Genomic DNA, 11,957 nt, shown 5'->3' on the forward strand with positions numbered 1-11,957 from the left:
GCGCGAGAGCGGGGACGCCTTCCGGCGCCCCCGCTCCCGCACTCTCGTGACTACGACGCGGCGAGCGTCGCCACGTCCTCGGGGCTGAGGACCGACGTCCACATCGCGAGCTCGTCGATGTCGCCGCGGAACGGCTGGTCCCACCAGTTGACGCCGAGCGCGAAGGCGGCGGTGGGGCTGGTGAGCACATCGGTGAACGCGGCGTTGGCGCCGACATCGACGCCGTTCACGTACAGCGTCACCTGGCCGGCGTCGACCGTGAAGGCGACGTGGGTCCATTCGCCGATCGGGATCAGCCGGCCGGTGATGCCGTCGTACCAGGTGCCGTTGTCGTTCGACCACAGCATGGTCTGCCCGTTCCAGCCCTGCGGCACCACGCTGAGGAACTCCGTGCCCGAGCTGGCGGCGAAGAACGCGGTGGTGAACTGGGTGAAGGCGTCGGGCCGCAGCCACAGCGACACGGAGTAGGTGTCGCCCTGCAGCAGGCCGTCCGGAAGCCGCACGCCCGACGTCCCGTCGAGGTGCAGCGCCCGGCCTGCGACGCCGTCCTCGACGTAGGAGACCGATCCGCCCGTGTTGTCGATGCGGTCGCCCGTCACCGTCGGCACGGCCAGCGCCCCGGCGTTGTCGCCGAGCGCGCCCTCGAACGACCATGCGCCCACCTGCTGCGCCGCGGGGCGAGCCTTCACGACCACCGTGAACGTCACCTGCCGGCTCACCGCGCCGTTGGCGACCGTCGCGGTGAGGGTGACCGTCGCATCGGCCTCGCCCGCGACGGGCCGCGTCACCTCGCCGGTGGCGGACACGATCGAGGGGTGCGAGGACGCCCACGCGATGGTGGTGGCGCCCGTGCCGTCGGTGGGCAGGTCGAGGTCGGCGACCACCGCGGAGGTGTCGCCCAGGTCGAGGTCGGCGACCACGGCCCTGACCGCTGCGCGGCCCTCGAGCACGTCCACCTGGCGGCCCCAGATCGACCGTCCGGTCGAGGACTGCACGCTGAGGCCCACGGTCCACTTCTCGGTCGCGGGGTCCCATACCGGCGCGAAGACGCCGGTGAAGGTGCCCTTGCCCGTGCGCAGCGTCGCGCGGTTCCGGCCCGACTTCTCCCACGTGCCCGTGAGGCTGCCCGTGATGCGGCCGTTCTCCTTGAGCCGGAGGCTCCGCGGCGTGGTGGTGTCCGCGGTGATCGCGTCGGTGAACGTCACGACCTCCCATGTGCCGACCGCCTCGCGCGCCTTGACCTTGCGGTCGGTCTCACCCGCGTAGCGCTGCGGCGCGACCACGGGCCAGCCGTTCGCGTTCATGTACATGCGCTGGACGCGCACCTCGTGCATCTCGCCCGTCTCGGGGAAGCGGGAGTGGAACACGATGTAGCTCGCGCCGGTCTCCGGGTCGTCGTACCAGGAGGTGTGGCCGGGGGAGACGTAGCCGGTGCCCGCGCCCTCGCCCGGGTCGCCGACCTCGCGCGGGAACAGGTATCCATCCATGATCTTCACGCCCGCGGACTGGATCGAGGCATCGTCGAACAGGGTGCCCTCGGCGCCCATCACGGTCGACATGTCGGTGCCCTTGGCGTCCACGTAGGGGCCGTCGGGGCTGGTCGAGCGCGCGACGCGGACCTCGTAGCCGCCGGTGGCGTCGAGCCCGCCGTAGGACAGGAACAGGTAGTAGTAGCCGGTCTTCTTGTCGTAGCGGATGGTGGGCGCCTCGATGCGCGCGTGGTTGCCGCCGACCAGGTGCTTCCCGTAGCCCTGATCAGGCAGCGGCAGGCCCGTCGCGGGATCCATCTGGAGGATGAAGATGCCGCCCGAGTACGAGCCGTAGACCATCCACAGGTTGCCCTCGGCATCGTAGAACGCGTCGGGGTCGACCGTGTTGGGGTGCACCGTCGCGTCGTAGATCTCGCCGGGGTTCTCGGACTCCTCGTCCCACATGCCGGACTTGAGGATGATGCCGAGGTCCTCGTAGGGGCCGTCGACCGCGTCCGCGACGGCGACGCCCAGCGCGGATCGCGGGGAGTCGCCCTTGCAGGCGTTGTAGTACATGTAGTACTTCCCATCGGCGAGCTGGATCACGTCCGCGGCCCACAGGGTGCGGGTCTGGGCCCACTCGAAGGTGTCCGCGAGCTCGCTGTAGACGTCCTCGAACAGCGGGTTGTCCGCGTCCTGGCTGAGGTCGATCGAGTGCTGCGTCCAGTTCATGAGGTCCCGCGTGTGCGCCGAGGCGCCGTGCGAGCCGAAGACCCAGACGTCGTCGCCCGAGGTGACGATCGACGGGTCGTGGACCGTCACGTCCGAGTACGCCGGCGCGGGCGTCACGGCGGTCGTCGCCCGCGGCGACGAGGCCGGGGCGGCGGGTGGTGCGGCCGCCGCGGTGGCGGCGGTGAGGCCGGTGAGCGCCACGAGGGCTCCGGCTCCGAGGGCGAGTCGCGTCGAGCGGCGTCGTGCCACGGTATCTCCTGTTCATCGTTGGACAGATGGGGGACGGGGTCCGCATCGACCTCGTCCCGGCGCGAGGTTACAACGTTGTAGAACCGAGCGCAAGCGCTCCGGCGAGGCGCGTCGCGGGGTCGCTCGAGCATCGTCCCTCCTGGTGATCGGCCTCCCTGGGCGGGGTGCCGAGCGCGGTGCTTCACTGGTGACGGAGGTGCGCATGGACGCCTGGAAGGTGCGCGACGGGGCACTCCGCCGCGAGAGCGTCCCCGACCCGATGCCTGCGCGCGACGAGCTGCTGGTGCGCGTCTTGGCGTGCGGCGTCTGCCGCACCGACCTGCACGTGGTCGACGGGGATCTCCCCGTGCACCGCCCGGCCGTGATCCCCGGTCATCAGGTGGTGGGCACGGTGGTCGGCGCGGGGGAGGACGTGCGCTCGATCGACGCGGGCGAGCGCGTCGGGATCGCGTGGCTGCACCGCACGTGCGGCACCTGCCGCTGGTGCCGCTCCGGTCGCGAGAACCTGTGTCCCGAGGCCACGTTCACGGGATGGGACCACGACGGCGGCTACGCCGAGCTGGTGACGGTGCCCGAGGCCTACGCCTACCGGCTGCCGCACGACGACGAGGCGCTCGCGCTCGCGCCGCTCCTGTGCGCCGGCATCATCGGGTATCGAGCGCTGCGCCGTGCGAACCTCCCCCCGGGCGGCGTGCTCGGCATCTACGGCTTCGGGTCGAGCGCCTCGATCACGGCGCAGCTCGCGAAGGCGTCCGGGGCGACGGTGGTCGCGATCACCCGTGGCGAGCGCAACCGCGCCCTCGCGCGCGAGCTCGAGGTCGACTTCGTGGGTGCGGAGGGCGCCGCGCCGCCGGAGCCGCTCGACGCGGCGATCGTGTTCGCGCCGGTGGGCGCGATCCTCACGCAGGCGCTCGACGCCACGGCGCGCGGCGGCACCGTGGTGTCCGCGGGGATCCACATGTCGCCGATCCCGGAGATCGACTACGACCGGTCCCTGTTCTACGAGCGTGACCTCCGCTCCGTCACCGCCAACACCAGGGCGGACGGCGCGGAGTTCCTGCGTGTGGCGAGGAACCTCCTGCTCGCGCCCGCCGTCACCACGTACGGGTTCGACGGGGTGGACGATGCGCTGGCGGACCTTCGCGCGGGCCGCGCCGGTGGCTCGCTGGTGGTGCGCATGGGGTGACGCTCGTCGCGGCTTCGGCGACGGTCGTCGCCGCACCCCTACGACCGGACAATCATGTCCGGTAGAGTCGACGGGAGCAACCGGACATCGGTGTCCGGTGCTGACTCGAAGGGGAGCAGCATGACGCAGTGGGACGAGGAGGTCGACCTCCTGGTGGTCGGCACCGGTGCGGCGGCGTTGTCCGCCGCGATCGCGGCGGCGGACGAGGGCCTCGAGGTCCTGGTGGTCGAGGGGTCCGACAAGTGGGGCGGATCGACCGGCATGAGCGGCGGCGGCTGCTGGCTGCCCACCCACCCGGGGATGAAGGAGATCGGCGTCGACGACTCCGAGGACAAGGTCCTCACCTATCTCGACGCCTGCGTGGGCACGCCGGCGGAGGTGGGTCCCGCATCGTCCCTCGAACGCCGCCAGGCGTTCGTGCGCACCGCGCCCGTGGTGCACCGCTGGCTCGCGGACCACGGCATGGTGTGGCAGACCGCGAAGAAGTACCCCGATTACTACCCGGACCTGCCCGGCGGCATCGCCGGCGGTCGCACCGTCGAGCCCGCGCCCTTCAACGCGAAGAGGTTCGGCGACTTCTACCAGCAGGCGCGCTTCTCGATGCCGGCGGGCGTGCCCCTGTTCGCGGGCGACACGTACCTGCTCGCCCGCGCCTGGTCGACGCCGTCCGGCATGGTCGGCGGCGCGAGGTTCGTGTTCCGCGCGCTCGGTGGCGCCGTCACGGGCCGCCGCCTCACCGGACTGGGTGCGTCTCTCACCGCGCGGCTCATGTGGATCGCGAAGGAGGAGCAGGGCACCGAGGTGCGGCTGAGCACGCCGCTGGTCGACCTCGTGGTCGAGGGCGGCGCGGTGGTGGGCGCCGTCGTCGACGGCCCCGAGGGTCGACGCGCCATCCGCACGCGCAACGGCGTGCACCTGGGCGCCGGCGGCTTCGACCACAACGCCGCGTGGCGCGAGGAGTACCAGGGCCTCGGCGTCGAGCACTCGTCCGGCAACCCGTACAACACCGGCTCCGTCATCGAGATCGGCATGCGGCACGGCGCCGAGGTCGCGCTCATGGACGACGCCTGGTGGGGTCCCTCCGTCGCTCCGACCAGCCACGGCGGGCCGGTTTTCATCGTGTCGGAGCGGTCGATGCCGTTCTCGATCGTGGTGGACCAGGAGGGCAGCCGCTACGTCAACGAGTCGACCAGCTATGTCGACTTCGGTCACGCGATGCAGGAGCGCGGGCTCGAGCGCACCAACCACTCGTGGATGGTCCTCGACGTCCGCCACCGCCGGCGCTACCTCAACAACGCGTTCCTCGCGAGCAGGAAGGCGATGTTCGAGGAGGGCGTGGCCGTCGAGGCCGACACCCTCGAGGCGCTCGCTGAGAAGATGGGCGTGGACAAGGCCACCTTCAAGGCCACGATCCAGCGCTTCAACTCGTTCGCGCGCTCCGGCAAGGACCTCGACTTCGGTCGCGGCAAGGACGCATACGACCACTACTACGGCGATCCCACGCACGGCCCGAACCCCAACCTCGGCGAGATCGCGAAGGGCCCGTTCGTGGCGATCAAGATCGTGCTCGGCGACCTCGGCACCAAGGGAGGCCTCCTCACGGACGAGCACGCGCGCGTGCTCTCCACCTCGGGAGAGGTCATCGAGGGCCTGTACGCGGCGGGCAACTGCTCAGCCGCGGTCGTGGGACGGACCTACCCCGGCGCGGGTTCGACGCTGGGCCCCGCGCTCGTGTTCGGGTACCTCGCGGGCACGCACGCGGCGAGGCGCGGTGGCGCGGTCCCGATGGACGATGCGGCGGTCGAGCCCGCCGCCGACGTCGCCGTCGAGGCGGGCTGACGGCGCGGGCCGACCGGGCGCGTCGTGACGCGGCGGTCGCCGGCGCCTCGGGCGTCCGGTGACCGCCGCATCGTCCCGACAGGTCTACGGTGGTTCTCCGTGAGATACGTGGCGATCGGAGACAGCTTCACCGAGGGCGTCGGCGACCCGCAGCCGGGCGGCGGGGTGCGTGGGTGGGCGGACCTGGTCGCGATCGGGCTCGCGGCCGCGCACGGCTCCGTCGACTACGCGAACCTCGCGATCCGCGGGCGGCTCATCGAGCCCATCGCGACGGTGCAGTGCGACGCGGCGCTCGCGCTCGACCCGCGGCCCGACGTGATGACGTTCAACGGCTCGGGCAACGACATGATGCGCCCGGGCTGGGACGCGGCGCGCATCTCCGCGCTCATGCAGCGTGTGGTCGACCGCACCGGCGAGGCGGGCGTGTCGCTGGTGATCCTGTCGGGCCCCGACCCGACCGAGCGGCTGCCGCGCGGGCGCACGTTCTCCGACCGCGCCGACGAGCTCATGGCCATCGTCGAGACGCTCGAGGCGGCGCACGACCACGTGACGTTCGTCGACAACTATCGCGACTCCGAGATGCGTCGTGCGGCCTACTGGGACACCGACCGGCTTCACCTCAACCCGCTCGGGCACTCCCGCGTCGCGGCGCGCGTGCTGGGGGCGATGGGGGTCGAGACGGATCTCCCGGTCGCTCCGGCCGGCGACCCGGGGCGTCCCGGCGTGCTGGCCGAGGCCGCCTACGTCGGGCGGTACGTGCTCCCGTGGATCGGCAGGCGGCTGACCGGACGCTCCTCGGGCGACGGGCGCGTGCCCAAGCATCCGGCGTGGACCACGATCGAGGCGCCCGTCGGGTGACCCCCGCGGGCCTCGGGGCGGTGCGCGGCACACGGTAGCGTGGCCGCATGGCGATCCCGGAGTTCATCCTCGACCTGCGTTCCAAGATCGGCACCGACCTCCTGTGGCTGCCCGCCGCGACCGCCGTGGTGCTGCGCCGGTCGCCCGAGCGTGACGGCTCGCGCCAGGTGCTGCTGGTCAAGCGCGCCGACAACGGCTGGTGGACGCCCGTGACCGGGATCGTGGATCCGGGGGAGGAGCCCGCGACGGCCGCGGTGCGCGAATGCCTCGAGGAGGCAGACGTGGTCGCCGAGGTCGAGGCGCTCATGTGGGTCCACGCGCTGCCGGAGATGCGGTACGAGAACGGCGACCGCGCGCAGTACCTCGACCTCACCTTCCGCTGCCGCTACGTGAGCGGCGACCCGTTCCCGGCGGACGGCGAGAACACCGAGGCTGCGTGGTTCGAGCTCGACGAGCTGCCGGAGATGCCGGACGAGATGGCCGCCCGCATCGATGCCTGCCTGGTCGAGGGCGACGTGTGCCGCTGGACGGTGTGACCGCATGGCGACGCCCGGCTTCATCGCGGATCTTCGGGCGAAGGTGGGCCATGCGCCGCTCTGGCTCATGAGCGCGACGGCCGTGGTGGTGCGGCCCTCCGCGGCGCGCTCGGGCATCCGCGAGGTGATGCTCGCGCACCGCGCCGACTTCCTCGTGTGGGCGCCCGTCGGCGGGATCATCGATCCCGGTGAGGAGCCGGCGTTCGCCGCGCGCCGCGAGTTGCTCGAGGAGGCGGGCGTGGTCGCGGAGCCCGAGGTGCTCGCGTGGGTGCACGTGCAGGATCCCGCGACGTACCCCAACGGCGACCGGGTGCAGTTCCTCGACCTGACGTTCCGGTTCCGCTGGGTGAGCGGCGAGCCGTTCCCCGCGGACGGGGAGAACCTCGAGGCGCGCTGGTTCGACGAGGACGCGCTCCCGCCGCTCAGCGCCGAGATGACGGTCCGCGTGGGCCGCGCTCTCGCCGCGGGCGAGGTCACCTCCTTCGGGCGGTGAGCGCCATCGACGGCTCCCACGGGGAGCTCATCGACGGTTTCGGGAAGTCTCGAAGCGCTGGGGGGAACTGGTCGACGTCCACGCCGCTCGGATGCGCGTGGGGACTCCCGATCTGCCCGGCGACGGTGACTTCCCCGCAGGAGCGCGAGACCTCGCGGAACCGTCGCTGGTTTCCCCGTACGAGCCCGCAGGTGGCGACGGGGAGCATGCGGGTGGTGAGGGGAGCACGCGGGCGCCCCTCGCCACCCCACGCTCAGTGCATCGCGTGGCCGGTTTCGGGGGCGTCGATGGGCCGCTCGATGAAGAACGCGGCCGCGATCGAGGTGGTCGCCAACGCCGCCGCGATCAGGTAGGCGGTGCGGATCCCGGTCGCGACCGCGGACACCTCGTCCGCGCCGCCGGACATCTGGTCGGCCGCGATGGCCGCCATGGTCGACACGAACAGCGCGGTGCCCGCCGCCGCGGCGACCTGCTGGATGGTCGACACCGTGGCGGAGCCGTGCGAGTAGAGGTGGCGAGGGAGGGCGCCGAGGCTGGCCGTGAACAGCGGCGTGAACATCAGCGCCAGGCCCGCGCTCAGCGCGACGTGGCACGCCAGGAGCACCTGCCACGGCGTGTCCGGGCTGAGCACGGTGGCGAGGGTCCACAGCACCCCGGCGACGATCGCGGACCCGGGGATCAGCAGGGGGCGCGGGCCGAACCGGTCGACCGCGCGCCCGACAGGTCGGGCGCACAGGCCCATGAGAACGCCGCCCGGAAGGAGGAGCAGCCCGCTCTGCAGCACCGTGAGACCCAGGACCTCCTGCATGAAGATCGGCAGCAGGATGATCATCCCGAACAGCGACATCATCATGATGACGAACATCGCGATCGACACCGAGAACGTCCGGGAGCGGAAGGTCCGCAGGTCGAGGAGCGCGTCGTCGACGCGCTGCAGCACGAGCTGCCGCCACACGAACAGCGCGATCGCGATCGCGCCGACGGCCAGCGAGGCCACGGTCGACAGCGGCAGATCCCCGCCGCTGGCCTCGCCGATCCGGCTGAGCCCGAACACGATCCCGCCGAATCCGAGCGCGGACAGCACGATCGACAGCGCGTCGATGGGGGCGTCGCGCGTCTCGGTGACGTCCTTCATCAACGCCCAGCCGAGCGCGAGCACCGCCGCCGCGATGGGCAGCACGAACACGAACATGAAGCGCCACGAGAACGTGCTGAGGATCAGCCCGGAGATGGTGGGTCCGATCGCGGGAGCCACCGCGATCACCACCGAGATCGATCCCATGCGGCGCCCGCGCGTGGCGGGCGGCTCCAGCTGCATCACCGTGGTCATGAGCAGCGGCAGCATGATCGCGGTGCCGCCCGCCTGGACCACCCGGCCGACCAGCAGCACCTCGAAGCCCGGCGCGAGCGCTGCGATGAGCGTGCCGGCGGTGAAGAGCGTCATCGCCGCGATGAAGATGGGTCGCGTGCGGAACCGCTGCAGCATGAAGCCGGTGGTGGGGATCACCACGGACATGGTGAGCAGGAACGCAGTGGTGAGCCACTGCGCCGCGACCGCGCTGATGTCGAGGTCCTCCATGAGGTGCGGCAGCGCGACGCCCATGACCGTCTCGTTGAGGATCACCACGAAAGCGCCGACGATCAGCACCCAGATCACCACGGTGTTGCGGCGCGCGGTCTCGGGGTCGAGGGGGGTGCTGGGTGAGGGGTGGGGGACGGGCGTGGGCCGCGCGTCGCCCCGGGTCACGAGGTCGTCGGTCATGGGCTCCATTGTGCGCCGTGGGTCCGACATCGCGTCAGCCCCCAGTTCTGACGGGTTCCTCGCCCGCGCGATGGCGCACGAAAGTCGGCATTGCCAGGCATGCAACTCCATGCATAACATCGGTATGCCAAGTCGGCGGTGCACCCCGCCGACGAAGCGTCCTGGGGGGACCGCCGGCCGGCGGAGGATGCGGAGGTTCTGATGGTGCACACGGCTGAGGGGGCCGCACGGCGCTTCATCGCGCGCGACGTGCGGGTAGTGGGAGCCGCGCTCGATCCGTCGGGGCTGAGGGTTCTGCGGCTTGCTGTCGGGGACGAGTCCGACGACTCGTCGCCGCCGAGTCCTGCCGAGCATCCTTCGCCGGTCTCGTCACCCGCGTTCGCGGAGTGGCAGGCCCGGCTCGGGACGCCGGCGGCGCTTCCCAACATCTACGTTCCGGGCGAGCCGCGCCTGTCGAGCGCCGCGGAGTCCGACCTGTTCGCCGGCGCGACGCTCGACGCGCCCACGCGCCACTACCTCACGGTCGCGATCGACGCGCGTGCGCTCCGGGTGCGGGCCCGCGTGCTGCAGTGGCTGGCCGTCCGTGCGGCGGTCGACGTGGGTCGCACCGTCCGCTGGACGTCGCTCACGTGCGGACCCGCGTACCCGATGGCGGGCGCGATGGTCGCGGCCGGCGAGGCGAACGTCTCGCTCGCGACCACCTTCGTCGACACCTGCGCGGATTCGCTCGATGTGAGCCGCCGGGTGGCGCTCGCGCATGGGATCGACCCGGCGGCGCACGCGTTCGTCGCCGCGGACGCACCATCGAGCGGGCTCACGGGCCTCGTCGAGCCCGAGTCGCAGGACCTGGTCGAAGGGCTGGGCATGCTCGCAGGTCTCGAACTCGCCCACGCGCCCGACGCGATCTCCGATGCGTTCTCCCTGGTCCGGCCCGGTGGATCGCTGGTGTTCTCGGTGATGCTCGCGGACCGCCCGTCGTGCGAGTGCTGCGCGGAGATCGGCTGGCCCGTGGGTCCCACGCTCCGCGTCGACCAGATCGCTCCGCTCCTCGCGGCGGCGGGGTTGCCGGTCGAGGACGCATCCGTCTTCGTCTCCGAGGACGGCGTGTACGGGGTGATCGAGGTCTGCCGGCTCTGACGCGGTAGCGTCCGACCCATGGACGATGCACGCGCCGGGCAGCCGGGAACGCCGCCTCGGTCGGTGGGGATCCTGGGGACCGGCCGCATCGGCGCGGCCCTCGCGCGCCTGTGCCGCGACGCCGGGTTCGAGGTGACCGCCGCATCGTCCACCGACGACCCGGCGGCGGCGTGCGCCGCCGACGTGGTCCTGCTCGCGATCCCCCTGGGCCGCTACCGGAGCCTGCCGCGCGAGCGGCTGCGGGGGCGACTGGTGGTCGACGCGATGAACTACTGGTGGGAGCTCGACGGCGCACGTCCCGACCTCGACGACCCGACCACGTCCACCTCCGAGACGGTGGCGGCCTTCCTCGAGGGCGCGCGCGTGGTGAAGGCCTTCGGGCATGCCAGCGCGTGGGAGCTCGAGAACCTGGGGCGCCCGGCGGGCGACCCCGGCCGGCGTGGGATCGCGATCGCCGGCGACCATGCGGGGGACAGGGCCACCGTCGCCGTGCTGGTGGACGCGATCGGCTTCGACCCCGTCGACGCGGGCCCGCTCGCGGCGGGGGTGGCGTTCGAGCCGCCGACCGAGATCTTCGGATCGGACGCGACTGCCGCGGAGCTGCGGGAGATGCTCGGCCGGTTCCCGCGCTCGCAGCGCGGGCGGGTGGTCGCGCGGGCGCGCGGGGACGTCTGACGATGCGCGTCGTGGTCGCGCCCGACACGTTCAAGGGCACCTGGCCCGCCGAGCGAGCGGCGGCGGACATCGCGCGCGGCTGGCGGTCCGTGCGGCCGCACGATGCCGTGGCCGAGATCCCCCAGGCGGACGGCGGCGAGGGCACGCTCCCCGGGGTCCTCGCCGCCGTCGCCGGCGCGGAGCTGCGGAGCGCGGGCCCCGTGACCGGTCCCGCGGGCCACCCCGTGGCAGGCGTGTGGCTCGACCTGGGCGACGGGACCGCGCTGTGCGAGCTCGCGGTGGTCGCGGGGATGCACCTCATGCCCACGCCCGACGCGCTGCGCGCCACGTCGCGCGGCCTGGGCGAGGTGATGGCGCACGCGCTCGACGCGGGCGCGACGCGCCTGGTGGTGGCGCTGGGTGGGTCGGCATCGACGGACGGCGGGCTGCCGGTGCTGGAGGCGCTCGGCGACCGGCGCCCGCCCGCGCGCGGCGTCGCGGTGCTGTGCGACGTGCGCGCACCGCTGCTGGGCCCCGACGGTGCCGCGGCGGTGTTCGGACCGCAGAAGGGGGCGACGCCGCTCGAGGTGGTCGCGCTCGAGGCGCGGCTCGAGCAGGTCGCGGCGCGCCTCGGGGCGGATCCGACGGTCCCCGGCGCGGGCGCGGCGGGCGGCGTGGGCTATGCGCTGCTCGCGTGGGGCGCGACGCTGGTCGAGGGGGCGCCCGAGGTGGCGCGCCTCACCGGGCTCGCGGCCGCTGGTGGTGACGCCGACCTGGTGATCACCGGCGAGGGCCGCTTCGACGCGCAGTCGCGCCTGGGCAAGGTGGCCGGGCATGCGCTCGCGAGCTTCCCGCGCGTCGCGGTGATCGCGGGCGAGGTCGCGGAGGATCCGGGGGTGTGGTCGGTCTCGCTGACCTCGCTCGCGGGCTCGCGCGAGGCGGCGATGGGGCAGCCGTCGCGGTGGCTCGAGGAGGCCGGCGCGGCGGCGGCACGCGCGTGGGAGGAGCGGGGACCACGCGCCTTTGTCCCGGCGGGGTAAAC

10 protein-coding genes are annotated in these 11,957 nt (G+C 72.8%); 8 read left to right on the forward strand and 2 right to left on the reverse strand.

Annotation, left to right across the window (positions count from 1 at the left end):
- Positions 1 to 50: 50 nt before the first annotated feature.
- Positions 51 to 2,450 (reverse strand): LamG-like jellyroll fold domain-containing protein, encoded by a 2,400-nt coding sequence (locus tag AOM01_RS03170; protein WP_062288879.1) that lies wholly within the window; start codon positions 2,448 to 2,450, stop codon positions 51 to 53.
- Between the two features lie 202 nt (positions 2,451 to 2,652).
- Here AOM01_RS03170 and AOM01_RS03175 point away from each other — a divergent pair, with 202 nt between their 5' ends.
- The 5 genes from AOM01_RS03175 (at position 2,653) to AOM01_RS03195 (ending at position 7,362) form a co-directional block, all read left to right on the forward strand.
- Positions 2,653 to 3,636, forward strand: coding sequence for a zinc-binding alcohol dehydrogenase family protein (locus AOM01_RS03175; protein WP_062288882.1), 984 nt, complete (start codon positions 2,653 to 2,655; stop codon positions 3,634 to 3,636).
- A gap of 120 nt (positions 3,637 to 3,756) precedes the next feature.
- The gene (locus tag AOM01_RS03180; protein ID WP_082109941.1) at positions 3,757 to 5,475 is read left to right on the forward strand and encodes an FAD-binding protein; all 1,719 of its coding nucleotides are present in this window, start codon (positions 3,757 to 3,759) and stop codon (positions 5,473 to 5,475) included.
- A 99-nt stretch (positions 5,476 to 5,574) separates the two neighbouring features.
- Complete coding sequence (locus tag AOM01_RS03185; protein WP_062288885.1) at positions 5,575 to 6,333, forward strand: SGNH/GDSL hydrolase family protein; 759 nt, start codon at positions 5,575 to 5,577, stop codon at positions 6,331 to 6,333.
- A gap of 47 nt (positions 6,334 to 6,380) precedes the next feature.
- On the forward strand, positions 6,381 to 6,869 hold the full coding sequence (locus tag AOM01_RS03190; RefSeq protein ID WP_062288888.1) for an NUDIX hydrolase: 489 nt from the start codon (positions 6,381 to 6,383) through the stop codon (positions 6,867 to 6,869).
- Between the two features lie 4 nt (positions 6,870 to 6,873).
- Positions 6,874 to 7,362, forward strand: a complete 489-nt coding sequence (locus tag AOM01_RS03195) for an NUDIX hydrolase (RefSeq protein WP_062288891.1) — start codon at positions 6,874 to 6,876, stop codon at positions 7,360 to 7,362.
- 253 nt (positions 7,363 to 7,615) lie between these two features.
- Here the strand turns inward: AOM01_RS03195 and AOM01_RS03200 are convergent, their stop codons facing one another.
- Positions 7,616 to 9,124 (reverse strand): DHA2 family efflux MFS transporter permease subunit, encoded by a 1,509-nt coding sequence (locus AOM01_RS03200; RefSeq protein ID WP_062288894.1) that lies wholly within the window; start codon positions 9,122 to 9,124, stop codon positions 7,616 to 7,618.
- 201 nt (positions 9,125 to 9,325) lie between these two features.
- Between AOM01_RS03200 and AOM01_RS03205 the strand changes: the two genes are divergently transcribed.
- From AOM01_RS03205 to AOM01_RS03215, 3 genes are read left to right on the forward strand one after another with little or no spacing between them, the layout of a single operon-like run.
- Positions 9,326 to 10,261: a hypothetical protein gene (locus tag AOM01_RS03205; RefSeq protein WP_062288897.1), complete on the forward strand. Its 936-nt coding sequence runs from the start codon at positions 9,326 to 9,328 to the stop codon at positions 10,259 to 10,261.
- Positions 10,262 to 10,279: 18 nt separating this feature from the next.
- Positions 10,280 to 10,936 (forward strand): NADPH-dependent F420 reductase, encoded by a 657-nt coding sequence (locus AOM01_RS03210; protein ID WP_062288900.1) that lies wholly within the window; start codon positions 10,280 to 10,282, stop codon positions 10,934 to 10,936.
- Positions 10,937 to 10,938: 2 nt separating this feature from the next.
- Positions 10,939 to 11,955 (forward strand): glycerate kinase family protein, encoded by a 1,017-nt coding sequence (locus AOM01_RS03215; protein ID WP_062288903.1) that lies wholly within the window; start codon positions 10,939 to 10,941, stop codon positions 11,953 to 11,955.
- Positions 11,956 to 11,957 lie beyond the last annotated feature (2 nt).

Source organism: Demequina phytophila (genome assembly GCF_000971135.1).
GTDB lineage: Bacteria > Actinomycetota > Actinomycetes > Actinomycetales > Demequinaceae > Demequina > Demequina phytophila.